Raw genomic sequence first — 19,870 nt, 5'->3', positions numbered from 1 at the left:
CCGCCAGCCTAGGGCGGCGTCAGCCGATGAACGCGAGGACCGCCGACAGCAGCCCGAGCGCGATCAGGGTGACCGCCAGGACGGCGGGGATCCAGGTCGGCGCCAGCGGCTCGCCGGAGGCGATGCGGCGCTCGTTGGACCGCCAGCGGAAGTAGCCGGCGCCCGTCACGAGGATGCCGACGGCCATCAGCACCACACCGACCGGACGGGTCTGCGACGACGGCCCGAGGAACGTCTCGGCGTGCAGCAGGGCGACGCCGGCGACGATCAGCGCGAGCGCCGTGCGCACGTAGGCGAGGTACGTCCGCTCGTTCGCGAGCGTGAATCGGTAGTCCACCGGTTCGGTCTCCTGGGCCACGAGCCGCAATGTACGCCGGGCCATTCTCGAGCCGTTGAGTAGAGTTCGGGCGGTGAGCGTGACGACCGTCCCCCTGCCCCGCTTCGACGGTGCGACGGTGGTCGTGCCGGCCCCCGGGCCGGGCCCCGGCCACTGGTCGGGCGGCTCCAGCGCCGTCCTCGTCGACGGCGTCGTCTGGCTCACCTACCGCGTCCGCCGGCCGCTGACGTCGGGGCGCGGCGTGTCCGTCGTCGTCGCACGGTCCGACGACGGGGTGGCCTTCAGGCCCGTCGCCGAGGTGCGTCGCGAGGACTTCGACGCCGAGTCGTTCGAGCGACCCGTCCTGGTGCCCGTGCCCGGCGTGGGCTGGCGGCTCTACCTCTCGTGCGCCACGCCCGGCTCCAAGCACTGGTGGATCGACTCGCTCACCGCGCCCACGCCCGAGGGCCTGGCCACGGGGGAGCGCCGGGTCGTGCTGCCTGGCGACGACCTCGTCGCCGTCAAGGACCCCGTCGTCGAGCACCGCGAGGACGGTTGGCACCTGTGGGTCTGCTGCCACCCGCTCGACGTGCCCGGGGCCGAGGACCGGATGACCACGCGCCACGCCACCAGCGTCGACGGCCTGTCGTGGACCGACGCGGGGGAGGTGCTCGCCGGACGTCCGGGCGAGTGGGACGCCCGCGGCGCCCGCGTGACGGCGGTGCTGTCGCACGAGCCGCTCACCGTGCTCTACGACGGACGCCCCGACGCGGAGTCCAACTGGTTCGAGACCACGGGCCTGGCCGTCGAGCGCGACGGCGTGCTGGTGCCGAGCGACGAGGTGCGCCTGTCGTCCCCGCACGCGGACGGTGCGCTGCGCTACGTCTCGGCGGTGCCGCTCGAGGACGGCCGCACGCGGTTCTACTTCGAGGCCGCCCGCCCCGACGGCGCGCACGACCTGATGACCTCCGTCGTCTGACGGTCTTCACCTCGTGTTCGCCGGGGCGCGGTTTGGGCCCCGTGCGCGGCGGGTACCTCTGGTCGGACACCCCGACCGAGGAGATCCCGTGCGCCGCACCCCCACCATCCTGCTCGCCGTCGCCGGCCTGACGCTCGCGCTCGCGGCCACGTCGGCCCCGGCGTCGGCCGGCGGCCACCACGACCGCGGCCACGGACGCGACGACGTGCGGTTCGCGACGTTCAACGCGAGCCTGAACCGCACCGCCGAGGGCGAGCTGCTCCAGGACCTGTCGACCCCCGACGACCCGCAGGCGCGCGCCGTCGCCGAGATCGTCCAGCGGACGCGGCCCGACGTGCTGCTGCTCAACGAGTTCGACTACGTCGAGGGCGGCGCCGCCGTCGACGCGTTCCGCGACCACTACCTGGAGCGTCCGCAGTCGGGGGCCCGTGCGATCGACTACCGCTACGCGTACACGGCGCCGGTCAACACCGGCGTGCCCAGCGGCCGCGACCTCGACAAGGACGGCGCGGTCGGCGGCCCCGGCGACGCGCTCGGCTTCGGCACGTTCCCCGGGCAGTACGGCATGGTCGTCCTGTCGCGGTACCCGATCGAGAAGCGGGCCGTCCGCACCTTCCAGCACCTGCTCTGGAAGGACGTGCCGGGCAACGTCATCCCGCCGGACTTCTACTCTGCCGACGACCTCGACGTCCTGCCGCTGTCGAGCAAGTCGCACTGGGACGTGCCCGTCAGGGTCGGCCACCGCACCGTCCACCTGCTCGCGTCGCACCCGACGCCGCCCACGTTCGACGGCCCCGAGGACCGCAACGGCCGCCGCAACCACGACGAGATCGGCTTCTGGGCCGACTACGTCTCGGGTGCGAAGAACCGCTGGATCCGCGACGACCGCGGCCGTCGCGGCGGCATCGAGAAGGGCGCCCGGTACGTGGTGGCCGGTGACCAGAACGCCGACCCGAACGACGGCGACTCCTTCGACGGCGCGATCCACCAGCTGCTCGGGTCGCCGCGGTTCACCGACCCGCGGCCGACGTCGCGCGGGGCCGAGGAGGCCGCGAGGCTGCAGGGCGGCGCGAACGCGTCGCACCGCACGCCCGCCCGGTACGACACCGCCGACTTCGCCGACACCCCCGGACCGGGCAACCTGCGGGCCGACTACGTGCTGCCCTCGCCGAACCTGAGGGTCCGCGGGGCCGGGGTGTTCTGGCCGACGCAGGCCGACCCGCTGTCGCGGCTGACGGGCAGCTTCCCGTTCCCGAGCAGCGACCACCGCCTCGTCTGGGTGGACCTGGGTCTCAGCCGGCGCTGACCGCCGCGCCCTCGCGGGCGGCACGGGCGGCCTGGCGCTGCGCGAACGAGCCGCGGTCGGTCGTGCGTCGCCAGTGCTCCAGGTCGAGGTCGGTCAGCTGCTCGAGCAGCGTGATGTCGGCGTCGTACGTCTCGACCAGGCGCGCCCGCTGCTCGGGCTGCAGGCGCGGACGGGGCGTGGTCCCGTCGCCGTGCAGCGCCGAGAGCAGCGGACGGCTGGCCGTGCGCCAGATCTTCGGCGGGACGAGCGCGCCCAGGCCGGCGCCCGTGCGCACCGCACGGCTGAGCACCGACGTCCGCAGTCCGGGGGCGACGAACGGGCGGGCGTTGTCGGGCGGCACCTCTCCCACGAGGCCCTCGGTGATGCCCAGGAAGCGGGCGACGCGGTCCAGCGTGGCGTCGGGCTCGTCGACGAGGTCGCCGTAGCGCAGGACGAGGACGCGGTCGGGGTCGACGCGGTCGTACAGGTCGCGCAGCTGGCGGCCGTAGAGGCCGAGGTCGCGGTAGCGCCAGAACGGAGCCCACCCGGCGGCGACGCGCTCGTCCTCGCGTCCGAACGCGGAGACGAAGTCGGCGTCGGGCTCCAGGCCGTCGGACCACAGGTGCATCCAGTTGGAGTACGCGCGGTCGACGGGGTCGCGCACCACGACCACGAGCCTGGCGTGCGGCAGCTCCTCGGCGATCCGGCGGCGCGCCGTCGGGCTCCACAGGTAGAACGGGGTGCTCTCGCCGCGCAGCGTGCCGGGGGGAGCCGCGGCGAACATCGCCTCGTAGTCGGCGCGGCGCCAGACCCACTCCTGGCTGCTGTGCGCGTCGCCGGGGCCGCGGTACGCCGGCGGCGGCGCGTCGTCGCACAGGAAGTACTTCGGCTCCTTGAGGTACGGCGCGCTCGGCGACGTCAGGTGCACCTCGGGATGGCGTGCCAGCGCGGCGTGCAGGGCCGACGTCCCGGCCTTGGGGGCGCCGACCACCAGGAAGTCCGGCAGCGAGGGCGAGCTCATGGTCGCGATCCTAGACTTTCTCGATCGACTTAGGTGCCCGGTCCGGAGCGTGGGCACGGACGACTGGCTCACCCACCCGTCCGGGCGGTACAGTCGGGGCCGTATCAGGGTGTGCGCGCACGAGTGGTGGGACGGCGCGCCGGTCGCCGCTACCCCTAGCGGCACGTGTCGAACCCGAAGGTCCAGCGCCCGTGTCACCGATCGCGTCGTACGCCCGACTCCTCCGACTCTCCGGCCCCGCCTACGTGGTGGTCGCCTTCCTCGGCCGCCTGCCGCTCGCGATGAGCCAGCTCGGCACCCTCCTGCTCGTCTCCTCGGCCACCGGACGCTATGGCGCCGGCGGTGCCGCGGCCGGCGCGCTCGCCGTCGCCAACGCCGTCGGCTCGCCCTTCGCCGGGTCGCTCGCGGACCGGATCGGGCAGCGCCCCGTCGTCCTGGTCCAGTCGCTCGCCGGCGCCCTCGGGCTGGTCGGCATCGTGCTGCTCGCGCACGCCGACGCCGGCGAGGCCGCCCTGATCGGCGTGGCCGCCGCGACCGGGCTGCTGATGCCGCAGGTGGGGCCGCTCGCCCGCGTCCGGTGGAGGCCGATCACGCGCGGGACCGGTGCCGCGCAGCCGCGCCTCGTCGACGCCGCGTTCTCGTACGAGGGCGCCGCGGACGAGGCGTCGTTCGTGCTCGGCCCGGCCCTGGTCGGCGTCATCGGCGTGCTCGTCGACCCCGCGGGCGCGCTGGTCGTCGCCGCGGCGGTGCTGGCCGTCTTCGGCACCTGGTTCGCCCTCCACCCCTCGGCGGCGGTCGCCCACGAGCACCGGACGCGCCGCTCCGCGTCGGAGACCGGACGACTCGTGACGGGGCTGCTGCTCACGCTGCTCGTCGCCCAGGGCCTCATCGGCATGGTGTTCGGCTCGTCGCAGACCGGTGCGACGGTGCTCGCCACCGCCGTCGGCCAGCCCGGCGTCGCGGGCCTCACCCACGCGACGCTCGGCGTCGGCAGCGTCATCGCGGGCCTGGCCGTCGCCGGCCTGCCCGCCCGTATCGGTCACGAGCGCCGGATGCTCGGCTCGGCCCTCGCGCTGTTCGTCCTGTCGCTGCCGCTGCTGCTCGTCGACGGCCTGCTCGCCCTGGTGCTCGTCGTGCTGGCCCTCGGCTTCGCCGTCGCGCCCTACATGATCAGCAACTTCACCCTCGGCGAGCGGATCGTCCCCCCGTCGCGCGTCGGCGCGGCCATGACGCTGCTCGCCGCCGCCACGGGCGTCGGCTACGCGCTGGGCTCGAGCCTCGCCGGGCGGCTCGCCGACACCGGCGGCCACACGCCGGCGTTCGCCGTCACCGTCACCGCGACGGCCGGCGCCGTCGTCCTCTCGCTGTGCGCGCAGCGACCGCTGCGGCGTGCGCTCGCCGCCCGCGAGGTCGAGGCGCCGTCGACGACCGAGGCGGTCCCGGCGTCGTAGGGTCGGTGCCATGACCGCACCGCCCCAGGAGTGGACCCGGGCCCCCGACCTCGACGGCGACCTGGTCCGGCTGACGGCCCTGGACCCGGCGCACGCCCCCGGGCTGCTGGCGGCGGCCGACGACGACGAGATCTTCCGCTGGACGTCCTACGCCCCGCCCGCCGACCTGGGTGACGTCGAGGCGATGGTCGCCGACCACCTCGCGCGCCCGGCCGCCACGCAGTGGACCCAGGTCGACCTCGCGCGCGACGCCGTCGCCGGCATCACCACCTTCTACGAGGTCGACCCCGGCTCCCGCTCGCTCGCCATCGGCTACACCTGGCTGTCGCGGGCGTCCTGGCGCAGCGGCGTCAACACCGAGTCCAAGCTGCTCCTGCTCACCCGCGCCTTCGAGACCCTCGGCGCCGTCCGCGTCGTCTGGCACGTCGACTCCCGCAACGAGCGCTCCGTCGCGGCCGTCGAGCGCCTCGGCGCCACCCGCGAGGGCCTGCTCCGCAAGCACAAGCTGCGCCGCGACGGCACCTGGCGCGACACCGTCCAGCTGGCGCTCGTCGACGACGAGTGGGCCGGGGTGAAGGAGCGGCTGCAGGGGTTCCTGGCGCGGCGTCGCTGAGGGGGTGGCCGCCGCCGCACGAGCGGCTGTGGCGCGCGGATCTTCTGCCTGCGCCGGTCGGGAAGGGCCCCGCCGCCGCCGTCCTCGCTGCGCACTTCTCCGCTGATGGCAGGTTCGGTGTCCGGCTGCCGAGCGGACCCCGGGCGGTGGTGGCCCGGAGGCCCCTCAGACCGGCCGCGGCTTCTTGTCGTGCGTGGGGTCGGTGCGGGAGAGCTCGTCGAGGAAGGTGGTGGCCCAGCGGTCGATGTCGTGCTCGAGCACCTGCTTGCGCATGGCACGCATGCGGCGGGCGCGGTCGCGGGTCGAGCCGGTCATGGCCTCGTAGAGGCGGTCCTTCATGCCGTTGATGTCGTACGGGTTCACCTGGTAGGCCTGCTTGAGCTCGGCGGCCGCGCCGGCGAACTCGCTGAGCACCAGGGCGCCGGTGTCGTCGTAGCGGCACGCCACGTACTCCTTGGCCACCAGGTTCATGCCGTCGCGCAGCGGGGTGACCACCATGACGTCGGCGGCGCGGTACAGGGCGGCCATCTCGTCGCGGGGGTAGGAGGAGTGCAGGTAGGTGATGGGCGGGTGGCCGATGCGGCCGACGTCGCCGTTGATGCGCCCGACGAGGCGGTCGATGTCGTCGCGGAGCACCCGGTACTGGTCGACGCGCTCGCGCGACGGGGTCGCGACCTGCACGAACACCGCCTGCTCGAAGTCGATGGTGCCGTCGGTGACGAGCTCGCCGAAGGCACGCAGGCGCTGACGCAGGCCCTTGGTGTAGTCGAGCCGGTCGATGCCCAGCAGCACCTTGTCGGGGTTGCCGAGCGACTCGCGGATCTCGTCGGCGCGGGCCTGCGTCTCGGGTCGGCGGGCCAGCTCCTCCAGGCCGGAGGTGTCGATCGAGATCGGGTAGGCGCGGGCGAGCACGCGTCGTCCGTCGGGCAGGTAGACGGTGTCGCGGTGCGTCTTGTGGCCGACGCGCTGCCGCACCAGGCGCACGAAGTTCTGCGCCGCCCCGGGCATCTGGAACCCCACGAGGTCGGCACCGAGCAGGCCCTCGAGGATCTGACGACGCCACGGCAGCTGCTGGAACAGCTCGTTGGGCGGGAAGGGGATGTGCAGGAAGAACCCGATGCGGACGTCGGGTCGCAGCTCGCGCAGCATCTGCGGGACCAGCTGCAGCTGGTAGTCCTGCACCCACACCACGGCGTCCTGGGCGGCGACCTCGGCGGCGCGGTCGGCGAAGCGCTGGTTCACCCGGACGTAGGCGTCCCACCACTCGCGGTGGAACTCGGGGTAGGCGACGACGTCGTGGTACAGCGGCCAGAGCGTCGCGTTGGAGAAGCCCTCGTAGTACTCCTCGAGCTCGGTGGCGCTGATCGGCACCGGGACGAGCGAGAGCCCGTCGTTGTCGAACGGCTCGAGCTCCTCGTCCGGGGCGCCGTGCCAGCCGATCCACGCGCCGCCGTTGCGACGCATCACCGGCTCCAGCGCGGTGACCAGGCCCCCGGGCGACGTGCGCCAGTCCGTGCCGCCGTCCGGCAGCTCGATCCGGTCCACGGGGAGCCGGTTGGCCACGACGACGAAGGTGGCCTTCGGGTCGCCCTTGGCGGTCCTGCGCTTGCGCAGCGGTCGTTTCGCGGGCGCTGACGACGTGGGGGCCATGGGGCGACCCTACCCAGGGCGGACGGGCCTTGTCCGCGCTAGCGTGGGCCGACCAGACTGCGACGACCGGCGCCCGGCGCCGTCGTCTCGACCCATCGGGGGAACCACATGCGCAAGACACCCGTCGCGATCGCCGGCTCCGCGCTCGTCACGCTCGTCCTCACGGCCTGCGGTGGCGGCAACGCCTACTGCGACGAGATCAAGGCGGCCGAGAACGACATCGGCGGCATCTCGAACCCGCAGGACCTCACGCTCGGCGACTTCGAGAAGGCGGCCGACCGCTTCGACGACATCGCCGAGGAGGCTCCGGACTCGGTCACCAAGGAGTGGCAGAACACCGCCGACACGCTCGACAAGCTCACCGAGGCCTTCGAGGACGCCGGTGCGGAGTCCAGCTCGAAGCTCACCGACGTCGTGGCCGACCCGAAGTTCGCGCAGGCTGCGCAGTCGCTGTCCGGCGACCTGACCGCGGTGAACACCGACATGCAGAAGGTGAACACCAACGTCAAGGAGGAGTGCGACATCGACCTCGGCGGCACCAGCGGCAGCTGACGCGCCGCACCGCCCGACGGCCCCCTCCCGCACCGGCGGCGAGGGGGCCGTCGCCGTCCGAGAGGCGCACGGCCTAGGGTGGCGGCCGGTGCGGACATGCCGATCCGCCGACCGAATGACATCGCTGTGGTTCGTCGCCTACGATGGGCCCCATGGACGCAGCGCACGTGCCCACCTCGGGAGTCGCCGCCGTGGCAGGAGAAGCCCTCAGTGACCGCGACCGCGAGATCCTCGCGGTCGAGCGCCACTGGTGGAAGTACTCCGGCGCCAAGGAGCAGGCGATCCGCGACAAGTTCGACATGTCCGCGACGCGCTACTACCAGGTCCTGAACGCGTTGATCGACCGCGAGGCCGCCCTCGCGTTCGACCCCCTCCTCGTCAAGCGCCTGCGTCGTCTGCGCGCGGCCCGCCAGCGTCAGCGCTCGGCTCGACGCCTCGGCATCGAGCTCTGAGCCGGAAGGGGCGCCCCGTGGGCAAGCGACGTCGCGCCGGATCGGTCCTGGCCGTCCCCTCGTGGGCCGTGCTCGCCGGGCTCGGGCTCGTCGTCGTCGCGCTGCTGGGCTACTTCATCACCGGCACCCCCGACCGCGCCGAGCAGGCGGCGGCCACGCAGCCGGCCACCACCCCGTCGGCGGCGCCGTCGCCCACCCCCACGCCGGCTCCGGCGAGGACGACCGAGCCCGAGGAGGTGCCCCGGGCGTACGTCGAGGTCTTCAACAACACGCGCACCTCGGGCCTGGCCTCGTCGGCGTCGGACAAGATCCAGGGCGCGGGCTGGAAGGTCGTGGGCACCGACAACTGGTCGGGCAACATCCCCGAGACCACCGTCTACTACCCCAAGCGGCTCAAGGCCCAGGCCGACCTGCTGGCCGCCGACCTGAAGGTCGACCGGGTCAAGCCCGCGGTCGACCCGATGAAGTTCGACCGGCTCACGGTCATCCTCACCAGCAGGCTCTGAGGCGACGAGCGGCCCTGGCGCCGCTCAGCCGTCGAGCGGCTCGGCGCCCGGGCTGGACTCGAAGTCGTCCTTCTGCTCCTGCGTCACCGGCAGGCACGGCCCCAGCACCTTGACGAGCGCCAGCGGCTTCTCCGAGGCCAGCACGCGCGAGGTGAGCTCGCCCTTGCGGGCGGTGACCGAGGTGGCCGGGTCGGCTCCGCCGGGGTCGTCGTCGATCGTCCAGCCGTCGGCCTCCAGCGCGGCGCGCACGTCCGGCAGCGCGGAGAGGCTGTCGGCGTCGAGGTCGACCCGGGCGTTGGTGTCGTAGGCGAAGCCCGCGGCGTCGTCGGTGCACGGCGCGAAGGCGCCGTTGGAGAAACGGACCGTGCCGCCCCGCGAGCCGAGGGGCCCGTCGGCGGCGGTCAGGGCCGCCAGCAGGTCGGTGGCGGCGCCGCGCACCTCGGTGCGCGAGGTCTCGACGTCGACCGGGTCGCTCACGCTGGCTCCGCCTCCTCCGGTGGGGGTGGACGACCCGCCGCCGCATCCCGCGGCGAGCGCCACGAGCAGCGCTGCGGGCAGGGCGGCGACCGTCCGACGCGTCGTCGCGTTCGTCCTCACGGCACCTCGTCCCAGGGCGGGTCCTGGTACCCGCGTGAGGAGAGGGTAGCGACCGCCTCGGCCCCGACCGGCACGGCCGGGCCGGTGACCACGACGAACCAGCTCGCGGACGCCTCGTGGGCGAACGCGTGCAGCGCATGACCGGCGGCGTGGTGCCCCGGTGGTGCGACGGCGCGCACCGAGGCGGGGTGCCGCCGCGACGAGACCGCCCAGCCCGCGGCGTCCAGCGCGCGCCGGACCTCGTCGGCCCGCCCCTCGTCCCCACCCGGTGGCAGCGGGACGCTGGCGGTGGCGACGACCTGCGCGTCGGCGGGGTCGACCACCGCGCTCCAGCGCCACCGGTAGGCAGGTGGTGCGGGGAGGTCGATCGACGCGGCACGCCACGAGCCGACGAGCACGCGCTGGGCGTCCCGCTCGGCACGCAGGCGGCGGTCGTCGTCGGCGAGGACGGCCGGCGGTGCGGGGGCGGGCACCACCACCAGGTCGGCGTCGGGCAGCAGGGTGCGCAGGCGCGTCCAGAACCGGTCGGTGGTCATCGTGGCGCCACCCCGGGCTCGCGGTCGCGCTCGGGGTCCTGCATCTCGTCGTACCAGGGGTCGTAGCGGTGCTCGGCCGTGGTGACGTCGCCGTGGTCGCCGTTGACCACCTGGGCGATGTTGTACAGCGACTCCGAGCCGGGGTCGAAGTACTTGCTGTGGTCGCCGAAGCCGACCCAGGACGCGCGGTCGGGAGCCTCGGCCTGGAAGCGGACGGCGCCGAAGTCGTCCTCGGCCGGGTCGTTGCCGAGCGTGGAGGTGATCCCGTGGACCCAGCCCGTGCCACCGAGGTAGGTGACGGGGTCGCTGCTGTTGGCGCCGACGAACACGTGGTCCTCGCCGACGCCGAGGTCGGACGCGTGGTCGGCGCTGCTGGCGCCCGGGCTGCCGACCAGCACGATCTCGTCGGCGTGGTCGCCCAGGCCCTCCTCGGCCCCGGCGCGCGCCACGGTCGTGCTGCCGTAGCTGTGCCCGATGACGGTGGTGTGCGGCTGGTCGTCCCCGCGCGAGGCGGCGAGACCGGCGACATCGTCGGCCAGCCGCTGGGCGCCGTCCTCGGCGCGACCCTCGGTGGCCACGCTGGTGTTCCACTCGGGTGCGTCGTAGCCCATCCACGTGACGACGGCGGTGCTGCGGCTGCCGAGGTTGTCGTCGCGAGCGGCGTCGTAGATGGCGTTGCTGCGCGAGACGCTCATGTTCTCCACGTCGGAGTCGGTGCCCGGGACGTTCCACGCGACGTCGTCGGCGGTGTCGGCGTTGCCGGTGACGATGGCCGCGCGGCCCTCGCCGTCGTAGTCCGACGGGTCGTAGACGTACAGCTGCGCGCCCGTGGGCTCGCCGGTGACGGGGTCGACGTGGCCCTCGGCCTGGGCGAGCTGCTCGGCGATCTGCCGCGCGTTGACGAGCCGCTGCTGCTGCGACTCGGTGAGGCGGCCCTCGGCCTCGGCCTGCTCGAGGTCCTCGAGGTCCTGGCCGAGGGCGAGCCGGTTGGCCTCGTCGCGCACCTCGGCCGGCAACCCGTCGGTGTTGCCCAGCCGCGCCGAGCGGCTGCGCATCACGGCCAGGCGCTCGACGAGCGTGAGGGAGTCCCACCACACGGCCACCTCCTCGGGGGAGAGGTCGTCGACGGGGAAGGCCGCGTTGGGGAAGTTCTTGCCGGTCTTGTCGAAGGCCGACGCGAGCGCCGGGTCGTCGTAGTCACTGGCGCTCGGGAGGAGCCCACGCGACCCCAGGATCGCGAGGTCCGCGACGTTCGGCCCGCGACCGAGCATGCCGGCGGTGTCGGAACCGGCGCGGTCGACCTCGGCCTCGGCCTCCTCGTACCGGCGGCGCAGCGCGGCGACCGACTCGGGGGACGGCGGCTGCGGCAGCGCGTCGTACTCGCGGTTGAGCCCGGCCACGGTGCGGTCGAAGGCGTCGACGGCCTCGGCGAACGACAGCATCGCGCCGGCCGCGAACACCGAGGCGTCACGCAGGCTCTCGGCGTCACCGGCCGCCGGTGCGGGGACCTGGGCGACGGGCCCGACGAGGTCTCCGGCCACCTCCTGGGTGGCACGTTCACCGGCCTCGGCGAGCTCGGCGGCCGAGCCGTCGAACTGCTCGCCCGCGGCACGCAGCTGGGCGGCGACGCCGACCAGCTCGTCCACCGAGGACGGGTAGAGGTCGAAGTGCCCGGGCATGCGCCGACGGTAGCGGCCGGAAGGGTCAGCGACCCGGGGTCGGGACGGCGGTGCGTCCACCGTCACGCCGCGTTCGGCACCGCCCGCGTCGAGCGTGGTTCATGATGGAGGACATGGCCACCTCGTCCGCGCAGACCGTCGTCGAGCCCCGCACCGCCGAGGGCGCGCGAGGTCTCGAGGCGGTGCTGGCCGATCCCGCGTCGGTGCTGCTGGGCCTGGACTTCGACGGCACCCTCGCGCCGATCGTCGACGACCCCGCGTCCGCCCACGTGCACCCGGGCGTCGTCGAGGCGCTGGCGCGGCTGGGGCGCCACCTCGGCAAGATCGCGGTCGTCACCGGCCGGCCCGTCCGCACCGCGCTGAGCCTCGGCGGGTTCGCGGACGTCGACGGCCTGGGCGCGATGTCGATCCTCGGCCAGTACGGCGTCGAGCGCTGGGACGCCGTCACCGGCGAGATCACCGATCCGCCGCCGCCCGCGGGCATCGCCGGCGCCGAGGGCGAGCTGCCCGCGCTCCTGGAGGAGCTTGGGCTGGCCGACGCGCACGTCGAGCACAAGGGGCGCGCGATCGGCGTCCACACCCGCCAGATGGACGCGCCGCGCGAGGCGTTCGAGGCCCTCCGCGGCCCGGTCGCCGACCTCGCCGCGCGTCACGACCTCGTCGTCGAGCCCGGCAAGAACGTGCTCGAGCTGCGGGCCCACGGCACCGACAAGGGCGACGCCGTCCGCGGCCTGGTCGCCGAGACCGGTGCCCGCACCGTGGTCTTCGCCGGCGACGACCTCGGCGACCTGCCCGCGTTCGAGGCCGTCGCGGCCCTGCGCGCCGAGGGCCTGGCCGGGCTGCTCGTGTACTCGCACTCCACCGAGGAGCAGACCCTCGGGCACCTCGCCGACCTCGAGGTCGCCGGGCCCGACGAGGTCGCCACGTGGCTGACCGCCCTGGCCGATGCCCTCGACCAGCGCGCCTGACACGGTCTGGACCCGCCTGCGGGCGGTGCTGAACTGGGTCAACCTGTCGACCCCGCTCGGCCTGGTCGTCGCGCGCGCCGGGGGAGCGGTGCCCGAGCGGCACGAGCGCGGCACCTGGCTCGCCGGTGGGTACCGCTGGTCGGTGCCAGTCGCGAGCGCGTTCACCGTCGGCAACGTGGTGTGCAGCCGGCACGACGCGGACTGGCTGCGCGCCCGGCCGTCGCTGCTCGCGCACGAGGACCGGCACTGCACCCAGTACGCGGCGTGCCTGGGACCCGTGATGGTGCCGCTCTACCTGGCGTCCGCGGGCGTCTCGTGGGTCGTCGCCGGCGACCACTCGTCGTACAACCCGTTCGAGCGTCTCGCGGGCCTCGCCGCCGGTGGCTACCCGTCGCCGCGGACGCCGCGCTGGCGACGTCGGGGCTGAGACGGTCCGGTCCAGCATCCGGACCGAGTTGCCGCCATGTGAGACGGCTGTCTACGCTGAAGTCGCTCATCACGAGGGGCAGAGGGACACGGCCCGCTGAAGCCCCGGCAACCTGCCACCGGTCATCTCGCACACCGCGAGGCCGCCGCTGGTCATGGTGCCAATTCCGTCCTGGGGCGAGAGTCGCCACCCAGGGAAGATGACGAGGAGGCCTCGTGAGCGCACCCACCCTGGACCTGCCCACCACCCCGGGCACCGGCCTGCCGGCGTTCGGCAACGCCGTCGGCCTGCGATGTCGCGCCTGTGGCGCCGGGCAGGAGCTCGGCCCGTTCTACGCCTGCATGGAGTGCTTCGGGCCGCTCGAGGTCCAGTACGACCTCCCGGCCATCACCCGCGAGCAGATCGAGGCCGGCCCGAAGAACATCTGGCGCTACCGCTCGCTGCTCCCGGTCCGCGACGACATCGCGACGATCCCCAACATCGAGCCCGGCTACACGCGTCTGATCAAGGCCGACAACCTGGCCCGCGAGCTCGGCATGAAGACGCTGTGGGTCAAGGACGACTCGGGCAACCCCACGCACTCGTTCAAGGACCGCGTCGTCGCCGTCGCCCTGGCCGCCGCGCGTGAGCTCGGGCTCAAGGTGCTGGCCTGCCCCTCGACGGGCAACCTCGCCAACGCCGTCGCCGCGGCCGCCGCGCGCGCCGGCATCAAGAGCGTCGTGTTCATCCCCGACAACCTCGAGCGCCCCAAGATCCTCACCACGGCCGTCTACGGCGGCACCCTGGTGGCCGTCAAGGGCAACTACGACGACGTCAACAAGCTCGCCAGCGAGATCGCGGGCGAGGAGGACGACTGGGCGTTCGTCAACGTCAACGTCCGCCCGTACTACGCCGAGGGCTCCAAGACGCTCGGCTACGAGGTCGCCGAGCAGCTGGGCTGGCGCCTGCCCGAGCAGGTCGTCATCCCCGTCGCGTCCGGGTCGCAGCTGACCAAGGTCGACAAGGGCTTCGGCGAGCTCGGCAGCACCGGCCTCGTCGAGCCCACGCCGTACAAGATCTTCGGCGCCCAGGCCACCGGCTGCTCGCCCGTCTCGGCCGCGTTCCGCGAGGGTCACGACGTCGTCCGCCCGGTCAAGCCCGACACGATCGCCAAGTCCCTCGCGATCGGCAACCCCGCGGACGGCCCGTACGTGCTCGACACCTGCCGCCGCACCGGCGGTGCCGTCGAGGACGTCAGCGACGAGGAGGTGCGCGACGGCATCCAGCTGCTCGCCCGCACCGAGGGCGTGTTCGCCGAGACCGCCGGCGGCGTCACCGTCGCCACGCTGAAGAAGCTGCTCGCGAGCGGACAGCTCGACCCCGAGGCCGAGACCGTCGTGTTCAACACCGGTGACGGCCTCAAGACGCTCGACGCGATCGCCGACCGGGTGGGCCCGGACGCGACCATCGAGCCCTCGTACGCCGCGTTCACCGCCGCCAACCTGGTCTGAGGAGATCACCCCATGAGCGTCCCCGTCCGCATCCCGACCATCCTGCGCACCTACACCGGCGGCGCCAACGAGGTCACCGTCGAGGGCGAGACCCTCGACGAGGTGCTCGACGCCCTCGAGCAGGCGCACCCCGGCATCAAGGCCCGCGTGGTCGACGAGGAGGGCAAGATGCGCCGCTTCGTCAACATCTACGTCGCCAACGAGGACGTCCGCTTCGCCGACGGCCTGTCGACCAAGACCCCCGCGAACACTCAGATCTCGATCATTCCTGCGGTGGCCGGGGGCTGAGCGCTCGTATAGGGTCGGGCCGACCAAGGGGAGCCCGGCCCAGTGGGCTCTCGCACAGACATCGGGAGTGCATATGGTGCGCGGCACCGTGAAGTGGTTCAACGCAGACAAGGGCTACGGCTTCATCGCCGTCGAGCGCCAGGACGACGTGTTCGTCCACTGGTCCAAGATCAAGGCCGACGGCTACAAGAGCCTCGAGGACGGCCAGGCCGTCGACTTCGAGGTCGTCGACGGGCCCAAGGGCCGCGAGGCGCACGAGGTCAGCCCGGTCTGATCCACGGACCCGAACCGACCTGACGAGGCCCGGCTCCCCACCCAGGGGGGCCGGGCCCTCGTCTGCTCAGACGCGGACGGGCTCCTCCAGCCCGGTGCGGGCGACGCGCCGTCGTCGCGACGTCGTCGAGGCCCATCCGACGCCGGCGACGACGAGTGCCGCGCCCGCCACCTCGGTCACGTCGACGCGCTCGCCGAGCAGCACCACGGCGGCCGTCATGCCGACGACGGGCACGAGCATCGAGAACGGGGCGACGACGCTCGAGGGGTGCCGAGCCATCAGCGACGTCCAGATGCCCGAGCCGAGCACCGTCCCGATCAGCACGATGTAGGCCACGCCGAGCAGGGCCGGCAGGGCGTCGGCGGTGAACATCGTCGACAGGCTCGACGTGATCGCGTCGCGGCCCTCGAACACCCACGACATCGCGAGCATGGGCACCGGCGGCACCACCGTCATCCAGAGCATGAGGTGCATCGGCTGCTCGGGACGCGCCTGCCGGCTGCCGATGTTGCCCAGCGCCCAGCCGAGCCCGGCGCACAGCGTCAGCGCGAACGGCACCCACGAGGCCGCCTGCGTGCGGTGCAGCCCGACGACGGCCAGGCCGACGACGGCGACCACGATGCCCAGCGACTGCCGCCGGCTCAGCCGCTCGCCCAGGAACGCCGCGCCGAGCAGCACGGTGAACGGCGCCGAGCTCTGGAGCACCAGCGAGGCCAGGCCGGTGGGCATCCCGGACTCGAGCGCGACGAACAGGAAGCCGAACTGCAGGACCCCGAAGCCGAGGCCGTAGAGCAGCCACCACGTCCATCGCACCCGCGGCCACGGCACGAGCAGGATCGTCGGCACGGCCATCAGCGTGAACCGGACGGCGACGAGCAGGAACGGCGGGAAGTGCGTCAGGGCCTGGTCGATCGCGATGAAGTTGAGCCCCCACGCGACGGCGACCGTCACGGCGAGGAGGCGGTCACGGGTGCTCACGGGGTCCAGCCTGGTGGCGCCGCACTGTGCGGCACAAGCGAATAGTCGTGACGTGATGCTTCAGGTGACCTTCACGGTGCCGCTAGGCTGCCGGGATGGACCTCAGGCACCTCGAGCTGGTGCGCGAGCTGGCCGACCGCGGCAGCATCGCGGCCGTCGCCGCGGCGCAGCACCGCACGCCGTCCGCGGTGTCCCAGCAGCTCAAGACGCTGCAGCGCGAGCTCGGCGTCAGCCTGGTGGAGCCCGACGGGCGTGGGCTGCGACTGACCGACGCCGGGCTGCTGCTGGCCGACGGCGCGGTCGACGTCGCGTCCAGCGTGGCGCGCGTGCGGGCGCGGTGGGACGCGTTCGTCGGCGAGGCCGTCGGCACCGTGACGCTCGCGGCGTTCCCGAGCGCCGCGGCGATGTTCTTCCCCGCGCTGCTGCGCGACCTCGACGGCACCGGCATCGACCTGGTGTGCACCGACCAGGACGCGCCCGAGCACGCGATCGGCGCGATGGTCGCCCACCACGACGTGGTCCTCAACCACGGCCTGACGCCGCCGGCTCCCGATCCGCGCGTGCGCGTCACGCCGCTGATGCGCGAGCCGCTCGACGTCGCGGTGCCGCTCGGCCACCCGCTGGCCGGACGCGACGCCGTCCGTCCGGCGGACCTGATGGATCACGACTGGATCGGCGTGCCCCAGGGCTTCCCGTTCGACACCGTGCTGCAGGACCTCGCGCGCCGGACGGGCCAGGTGCCGCGCGTCGTCCAGCGGCTGCGCGACATCCGCGCCACCGAGGCGCTCGTCGCGGCGGGCCACGGCATCGCCCTGCTGCCCCGCTTCACCACCGCCCCGTCCGACGCGTTCGCCCTCCTGCCCCTGCGCTCGGTGCGCGCCGGGCGCCACGTCGTCGCCCTCTCGCGCCCCGACCGGGCCGAGCGCCTCGCCGTCCGCCGCGTCACCGACCTCCTCCGCACCTGCGCCGACACCCACGTCGCCCGCCACGCCTGAGGTCTGACGGTTTCCCAGGTTCACCTGGGAAACCGTCGGGACCACGGAGAACTTTCCGGGGTGTCGTCGGGAAACCAGGGGAGGTGGGACGGGTGGGACCGCAGGATGGGGGCATGACGTGGCGTCCGGGCTCCGACGAGGGCGCGCTCGCGCTGCCGTCGGGACGCGTGGTGCGCGGGCGGTCGCTGCGACGACCGGTGCCCGGCGGCCATCGGCCCGAGCACGGCCTCTACCTCGGGTGGACGCGTCCGCCGGCCGTCCCGTGGAGCCACCGATGGGTGCGGTGGCCCGACTTCTGGGTGCCGCTCGACGCCGCCGACGCGCGCGTGGCGCTCACCGAGGCGTGGACGCGGTCGGCGCACGAGCGGGTCGAGGTGGCGTGCCCGGGAGGCCGGGGACGGACGGGGACGGCGCTCGCCTGCCTGGCCGTGCTCGACGGGCTGGGACCCGACGACGCGGTCGCGCTCGTCCGCGACGGCCACGACCCGCGCGCCGTCGAGACGCCCGGGCAGCGTCGGTGGGTGCACCGGTTCGCGGCGGGGCGCGTCTGACGTCGCGCTCGTCCCACGCGCCCCACTGGGCACGGAGATCTGTCCCGGTACCCGGGAAGTTCTCCGTGGCGGGCGCGGATTCCCAGGTATACCTGGGAATCCGTCACCGGGTCAGGACGCGCGACGCGTCACGAGTACGCGGAACCCCTTCTGGCTGGTCTCGCGGTCGGTGGGCCAGCCCTGCTCGCCGAGCCAGCGCTGGAGCGAGTCGGCCCCGAGGTTCTTGCCGACCACCAGGCGCGCGTGGCCGTCCGGGGCGAGACGGGGGAGCCAGGTGAGCAGGAGGTCGTGCAGCGCCGCCTTGCCGATGCGGATGGGCGGGTTGGACCACAGGGCGTCGAACACGACGTCGGGCGGCACCTCGTCGGGCGCGGCGACGCGCACCCGGTCGGCGACGCCGTGCGCCTCGGCGTTGGCCGACGTGAGCTCGCGGGCGCGCTCGTTGGTGTCGACGGCCCACACGGTGGTGGACGGTGACGCGACCGCCACCGCGCACGCGATCGGCCCCCAGCCGCAGCCGAGGTCGAGCAGCGTCCGGGCCTGCGTCGGGGGAGCGCTCGCGCGCAGCAGCACGTCGGTGGCCTTGTCGAGGCCGTCGCGCGAGAACACGCCGCTGGCGGTGGTGAACGCCAGGTCGCGCCCCCACACGTGCGTGTCGATCGTGGCGCGACGGTCGGCGACCCCCGGCTCGGCGTCGAAGTAGTGGCCGCTCACGCGTCGTCCAGCTCCTGGCGCACCCGTGCCGGGGCGCGCGTCCGCCACGCCTCGGTGACCAGCTCGCGCAGCTGCGCGTCGTCGACGCGGTCGAGGTGGACGAGCACCGAGCCGTGGCCGTCGTAGTGGGCGGTGGTGAAGAACGCGGGGTCGCCCGACGCGAGCAGCGCCTCCTTCTCGGCGAGCCCGCACAGCACCACCAGGGCCCCGTCCGCCTCGTCGCGGAGGCGGACGAAGCCCTTGCCGCCGACCTTCACGGCCGGCGTCCGGTACCAGGTGGACACCTCGGCGCCGGGCAGGGCGGACGCGTGCGCGACGACGTCCTCCCAGGTGGCCATCGGCCTCACTTCTCCTTGGGCATGATCAGCCAGAGGATCAGGTAGACCACGAACTGCGGCCCGGGCAGCACGCAGCTGAGGACGAACGCGACGCGCACCAGCGTCGGCGACAGGCCGAAGCGCTGCGCGAGCCCGGCACAGACGCCGGCGATGACCTTGCGACGGGGACGGACGAGACCTGCGGGCATCGTGAAGCACCTTGCCTTCTGCATCGGGATCGGGACGACCAGTCTGCCGGACGGCTCCACACACGCCGCCGCGCGTTCGCGTCGAGTGGCGCAAGCCTGTGCCCGAGTGGCGCAGGATCGGGGTCCTCGTCGGCGTGTCGGCCCGGTTCTGCGCCACTCGGCGGGCGGGGGAGGGAGCGGGCGGCAGGTGTGGGCCGAGGGTCAGGCGGGCGGCTCGTCGCGTCGGCGACGGGTCTCGTGGGCGCGGGAGGCGAGGTCGGCGTCCGAGGGGTAGACGACCTCCTCGAGCGTGAGGCCGTGCGCGGGCATCACGGTGACCTGCGGGGCGCGGGTGCGGCCGGCGAGCACCTCGGCGGCCCAGGCGGGCTCGAAGCGTCCCTCGCCGACGGCGACCAGCGCGCCCATCAGCGAGCGGACCATCGAGTGGCAGAACGCGTCGGCGACGACGGTGGTCTCGAGGACGTCGTCGGGGCGGCGGACGGTCGACAGCCGCAGCAGCCGGCGCACCGTCGTCGCGCCCTCGCGCCGCTTGCAGAACGAGGCGAAGTCGTGCTCGCCGAGGAGGTGGGCGCCGGCGGCGTCCATGGCGTCGACGTCGAGTGGGCGGCGGTGGTCGACGACGTGCGCGCGGACGAGGGGGTCGGGGCCGGCGGTGGTGTCGCAGATCCGGTACGCGTAGCGGCGCCGGAGCGCGGAGAAGCGGGCGTCGAAGCCCGGTGCGGCGTGCCGGACGGCGCGCACGCGGACGTCGGGCGGCAGCACGCGGGCGAGGCGACGCAGCAGGCGCTCGGGCTCGGGCTGCTCGTCCAGGGCGTCCAGGTCGACGTGCACCACCTGTCCCCGCGCGTGGACGCCGGTGTCGGTGCGGCCGGCGCACGTCAGACGGGCCGGCTCGGGCAGGCGCAGCACCATCGCCAACGCGTCCTCGATCGTCTCCTGGACGGTGCGCAGGCCGGGCTGCGTGGCCCAGCCGTGGAACCCGGCACCGTCGTAGGACACGTCGAGTCGCCAGCGCACGCCCG

25 protein-coding genes and 1 riboswitch are annotated in these 19,870 nt (G+C 73.9%); of the genes, 14 read left to right on the top strand and 11 right to left on the bottom strand.

Annotated features, from left to right (window positions below; all coding sequences use genetic code 11):
• Nucleotides 1–19 precede the first annotated feature (19 nt).
• Entirely contained in the window at nt 20–358 is a 339-nt protein-coding gene (locus ACI6PP_RS06675; RefSeq protein WP_421110158.1) for a YidH family protein, read from the bottom strand.
• Between the two features lie 52 nt (nt 359–410).
• Here ACI6PP_RS06675 and ACI6PP_RS06670 point away from each other — a divergent pair, with 52 nt between their 5' ends.
• Nucleotides 411–1,295, top strand: coding sequence for a hypothetical protein (locus tag ACI6PP_RS06670; RefSeq protein WP_421110156.1), 885 nt, complete (start codon nt 411–413; stop codon nt 1,293–1,295).
• Between the two features lie 88 nt (nt 1,296–1,383).
• Nucleotides 1,384–2,601: an endonuclease/exonuclease/phosphatase family protein gene (locus ACI6PP_RS06665; protein WP_421110155.1), complete on the top strand. Its 1,218-nt coding sequence runs from the start codon at nt 1,384–1,386 to the stop codon at nt 2,599–2,601.
• On the opposite strand, the gene ACI6PP_RS06660 is transcribed toward ACI6PP_RS06665, so the two are convergent.
• Complete coding sequence (locus ACI6PP_RS06660; RefSeq protein WP_421110153.1) at nt 2,588–3,601, bottom strand: sulfotransferase family protein; 1,014 nt, start codon at nt 3,599–3,601, stop codon at nt 2,588–2,590. The genes ACI6PP_RS06665 and ACI6PP_RS06660 overlap by 14 nt on opposite strands.
• Nucleotides 3,602–3,792: 191 nt before the next feature.
• On the opposite strand from ACI6PP_RS06660, the gene ACI6PP_RS06655 reads away from it, so the two are divergent.
• Both ACI6PP_RS06655 and ACI6PP_RS06650 read left to right on the top strand, forming a co-directional pair.
• Nucleotides 3,793–5,052 carry an MFS transporter gene (locus ACI6PP_RS06655; RefSeq protein WP_421110151.1) on the top strand — a complete coding sequence of 420 codons (1,260 nt, stop codon included), beginning with the start codon at nt 3,793–3,795 and terminating at the stop codon, nt 5,050–5,052.
• Between the two features lie 10 nt (nt 5,053–5,062).
• Nucleotides 5,063–5,665 (top strand): GNAT family N-acetyltransferase, encoded by a 603-nt coding sequence (locus ACI6PP_RS06650; protein ID WP_421110150.1) that lies wholly within the window; start codon nt 5,063–5,065, stop codon nt 5,663–5,665.
• 165 nt (nt 5,666–5,830) lie between these two features.
• On the opposite strand, the gene ACI6PP_RS06645 is transcribed toward ACI6PP_RS06650, so the two are convergent.
• Nucleotides 5,831–7,315, bottom strand: a complete 1,485-nt coding sequence (locus ACI6PP_RS06645) for an alpha,alpha-trehalose-phosphate synthase (UDP-forming) (protein WP_421110148.1) — start codon at nt 7,313–7,315, stop codon at nt 5,831–5,833.
• 108 nt (nt 7,316–7,423) lie between these two features.
• Between ACI6PP_RS06645 and ACI6PP_RS06640 the strand changes: the two genes are divergently transcribed.
• The 3 genes from ACI6PP_RS06640 to ACI6PP_RS06630 all read left to right on the top strand — a co-directional run bounded on the left by ACI6PP_RS06640 (nt 7,424) and on the right by ACI6PP_RS06630 (nt 8,825).
• Complete coding sequence (locus ACI6PP_RS06640; protein ID WP_421110146.1) at nt 7,424–7,867, top strand: hypothetical protein; 444 nt, start codon at nt 7,424–7,426, stop codon at nt 7,865–7,867.
• Nucleotides 7,868–8,019: 152 nt separating this feature from the next.
• Nucleotides 8,020–8,319: a DUF3263 domain-containing protein gene (locus tag ACI6PP_RS06635; protein WP_421110144.1), complete on the top strand. Its 300-nt coding sequence runs from the start codon at nt 8,020–8,022 to the stop codon at nt 8,317–8,319.
• 17 nt (nt 8,320–8,336) lie between these two features.
• Nucleotides 8,337–8,825: a LytR C-terminal domain-containing protein gene (locus tag ACI6PP_RS06630; protein ID WP_421110142.1), complete on the top strand. Its 489-nt coding sequence runs from the start codon at nt 8,337–8,339 to the stop codon at nt 8,823–8,825.
• A 24-nt stretch (nt 8,826–8,849) separates the two neighbouring features.
• On the opposite strand, the gene ACI6PP_RS06625 is transcribed toward ACI6PP_RS06630, so the two are convergent.
• The 3 genes from ACI6PP_RS06625 to ACI6PP_RS06615 are packed head-to-tail and all read right to left on the bottom strand — an operon-like array spanning nt 8,850 to nt 11,637.
• On the bottom strand, nt 8,850–9,422 hold the full coding sequence (locus ACI6PP_RS06625; protein WP_421110141.1) for a hypothetical protein: 573 nt from the start codon (nt 9,420–9,422) through the stop codon (nt 8,850–8,852).
• Nucleotides 9,419–9,958 (bottom strand): hypothetical protein, encoded by a 540-nt coding sequence (locus tag ACI6PP_RS06620; protein WP_421110140.1) that lies wholly within the window; start codon nt 9,956–9,958, stop codon nt 9,419–9,421. Before ACI6PP_RS06620 ends, ACI6PP_RS06625 begins: the two co-directional genes overlap by 4 nt.
• Nucleotides 9,955–11,637, bottom strand: a complete 1,683-nt coding sequence (locus ACI6PP_RS06615) for an alpha/beta hydrolase (RefSeq protein ID WP_421110139.1) — start codon at nt 11,635–11,637, stop codon at nt 9,955–9,957. The genes ACI6PP_RS06620 and ACI6PP_RS06615 overlap by 4 nt, the downstream gene beginning before the upstream one ends.
• Before the next feature lie 113 nt (nt 11,638–11,750).
• Here ACI6PP_RS06615 and otsB point away from each other — a divergent pair, with 113 nt between their 5' ends.
• The 5 genes from otsB to ACI6PP_RS06590 all read left to right on the top strand — a co-directional run bounded on the left by otsB (nt 11,751) and on the right by ACI6PP_RS06590 (nt 15,084).
• Entirely contained in the window at nt 11,751–12,605 is an 855-nt protein-coding gene (gene otsB, locus ACI6PP_RS06610) for a trehalose-phosphatase (protein ID WP_421110138.1), read from the top strand.
• Nucleotides 12,583–13,032 (top strand): hypothetical protein, encoded by a 450-nt coding sequence (locus tag ACI6PP_RS06605; RefSeq protein WP_421110136.1) that lies wholly within the window; start codon nt 12,583–12,585, stop codon nt 13,030–13,032. Before otsB ends, ACI6PP_RS06605 begins: the two co-directional genes overlap by 23 nt.
• A gap of 63 nt (nt 13,033–13,095) precedes the next feature.
• Nucleotides 13,096–13,238, top strand: a riboswitch (SAM riboswitch).
• Nucleotides 13,239–13,247: 9 nt separating this feature from the next.
• A complete protein-coding gene (gene thrC, locus ACI6PP_RS06600) occupies nt 13,248–14,522 on the top strand; it encodes a threonine synthase (protein WP_421110134.1) in 1,275 nt (424 codons plus the stop codon).
• A 12-nt stretch (nt 14,523–14,534) separates the two neighbouring features.
• Nucleotides 14,535–14,810, top strand: coding sequence for a MoaD/ThiS family protein (locus tag ACI6PP_RS06595; RefSeq protein ID WP_421110132.1), 276 nt, complete (start codon nt 14,535–14,537; stop codon nt 14,808–14,810).
• A gap of 73 nt (nt 14,811–14,883) precedes the next feature.
• On the top strand, nt 14,884–15,084 hold the full coding sequence (locus tag ACI6PP_RS06590; RefSeq protein ID WP_421110130.1) for a cold-shock protein: 201 nt from the start codon (nt 14,884–14,886) through the stop codon (nt 15,082–15,084).
• Between the two features lie 66 nt (nt 15,085–15,150).
• On the opposite strand, the gene ACI6PP_RS06585 is transcribed toward ACI6PP_RS06590, so the two are convergent.
• Nucleotides 15,151–16,062 carry an EamA family transporter gene (locus ACI6PP_RS06585; protein WP_421110129.1) on the bottom strand — a complete coding sequence of 304 codons (912 nt, stop codon included), beginning with the start codon at nt 16,060–16,062 and terminating at the stop codon, nt 15,151–15,153.
• A 95-nt stretch (nt 16,063–16,157) separates the two neighbouring features.
• Between ACI6PP_RS06585 and ACI6PP_RS06580 the strand changes: the two genes are divergently transcribed.
• Nucleotides 16,158–17,057: a LysR family transcriptional regulator gene (locus ACI6PP_RS06580; protein ID WP_421110127.1), complete on the top strand. Its 900-nt coding sequence runs from the start codon at nt 16,158–16,160 to the stop codon at nt 17,055–17,057.
• Nucleotides 17,058–17,170: 113 nt separating this feature from the next.
• Nucleotides 17,171–17,608: a protein-tyrosine phosphatase family protein gene (locus ACI6PP_RS06575; protein WP_421110125.1), complete on the top strand. Its 438-nt coding sequence runs from the start codon at nt 17,171–17,173 to the stop codon at nt 17,606–17,608.
• Nucleotides 17,609–17,719: 111 nt separating this feature from the next.
• Here ACI6PP_RS06575 and ACI6PP_RS06570 read toward each other — a convergent pair whose 3' ends face one another.
• The 4 genes from ACI6PP_RS06570 to truA all read right to left on the bottom strand — a co-directional run bounded on the left by ACI6PP_RS06570 (nt 17,720) and on the right by truA (nt 19,865).
• Nucleotides 17,720–18,322, bottom strand: coding sequence for a class I SAM-dependent methyltransferase (locus tag ACI6PP_RS06570; protein ID WP_421110124.1), 603 nt, complete (start codon nt 18,320–18,322; stop codon nt 17,720–17,722).
• Complete coding sequence (locus ACI6PP_RS06565; RefSeq protein WP_421110123.1) at nt 18,319–18,660, bottom strand: MmcQ/YjbR family DNA-binding protein; 342 nt, start codon at nt 18,658–18,660, stop codon at nt 18,319–18,321. Before ACI6PP_RS06565 ends, ACI6PP_RS06570 begins: the two co-directional genes overlap by 4 nt.
• Nucleotides 18,661–18,665: 5 nt before the next feature.
• Nucleotides 18,666–18,848, bottom strand: coding sequence for a PspC domain-containing protein (locus ACI6PP_RS06560; protein WP_421110121.1), 183 nt, complete (start codon nt 18,846–18,848; stop codon nt 18,666–18,668).
• A 201-nt stretch (nt 18,849–19,049) separates the two neighbouring features.
• On the bottom strand, nt 19,050–19,865 hold the full coding sequence (truA, locus tag ACI6PP_RS06555) for a tRNA pseudouridine(38-40) synthase TruA (protein ID WP_421110119.1): 816 nt from the start codon (nt 19,863–19,865) through the stop codon (nt 19,050–19,052).
• Between the last annotated feature and the right edge of the window lie 5 nt (nt 19,866–19,870).

Source organism: Solicola agrisoli (genome assembly GCF_049059935.1).
Lineage (GTDB): Bacteria > Actinomycetota > Actinomycetes > Propionibacteriales > Nocardioidaceae > JAURVT01.
The sequence above is the reverse complement of the archived record's forward strand: the minus strand, read 5'-3'. Positions and strand labels throughout refer to the sequence as shown.

What these genes read in the sequence shown, in the direction of transcription:
- ACI6PP_RS06660 (WP_421110153.1), bottom strand. Translation starts at nt 3,601, where the DNA reads ATGAGCTCGCCCTCGCTGCCGGACTTCCTGGTGGTCGGCGCCCCCAAG.
- ACI6PP_RS06650 (WP_421110150.1), top strand. Translation starts at nt 5,063, where the DNA reads ATGACCGCACCGCCCCAGGAGTGGACCCGGGCCCCCGACCTCGACGGC.
- ACI6PP_RS06645 (WP_421110148.1), bottom strand. Translation starts at nt 7,315, where the DNA reads ATGGCCCCCACGTCGTCAGCGCCCGCGAAACGACCGCTGCGCAAGCGC.
- ACI6PP_RS06640 (WP_421110146.1), top strand. Translation starts at nt 7,424, where the DNA reads ATGCGCAAGACACCCGTCGCGATCGCCGGCTCCGCGCTCGTCACGCTC.
- ACI6PP_RS06635 (WP_421110144.1), top strand. Translation starts at nt 8,020, where the DNA reads ATGGACGCAGCGCACGTGCCCACCTCGGGAGTCGCCGCCGTGGCAGGA.
- ACI6PP_RS06620 (WP_421110140.1), bottom strand. Translation starts at nt 9,958, where the DNA reads ATGACCACCGACCGGTTCTGGACGCGCCTGCGCACCCTGCTGCCCGAC.
- ACI6PP_RS06615 (WP_421110139.1), bottom strand. Translation starts at nt 11,637, where the DNA reads ATGCCCGGGCACTTCGACCTCTACCCGTCCTCGGTGGACGAGCTGGTC.
- otsB (WP_421110138.1), top strand. Translation starts at nt 11,751, where the DNA reads ATGGCCACCTCGTCCGCGCAGACCGTCGTCGAGCCCCGCACCGCCGAG.
- ACI6PP_RS06605 (WP_421110136.1), top strand. Translation starts at nt 12,583, where the DNA reads ATGCCCTCGACCAGCGCGCCTGACACGGTCTGGACCCGCCTGCGGGCG.
- ACI6PP_RS06595 (WP_421110132.1), top strand. Translation starts at nt 14,535, where the DNA reads ATGAGCGTCCCCGTCCGCATCCCGACCATCCTGCGCACCTACACCGGC.
- ACI6PP_RS06590 (WP_421110130.1), top strand. Translation starts at nt 14,884, where the DNA reads ATGGTGCGCGGCACCGTGAAGTGGTTCAACGCAGACAAGGGCTACGGC.
- ACI6PP_RS06580 (WP_421110127.1), top strand. Translation starts at nt 16,158, where the DNA reads ATGGACCTCAGGCACCTCGAGCTGGTGCGCGAGCTGGCCGACCGCGGC.
- ACI6PP_RS06575 (WP_421110125.1), top strand. Translation starts at nt 17,171, where the DNA reads ATGACGTGGCGTCCGGGCTCCGACGAGGGCGCGCTCGCGCTGCCGTCG.
- ACI6PP_RS06565 (WP_421110123.1), bottom strand. Translation starts at nt 18,660, where the DNA reads ATGGCCACCTGGGAGGACGTCGTCGCGCACGCGTCCGCCCTGCCCGGC.
- ACI6PP_RS06560 (WP_421110121.1), bottom strand. Translation starts at nt 18,848, where the DNA reads ATGCCCGCAGGTCTCGTCCGTCCCCGTCGCAAGGTCATCGCCGGCGTC.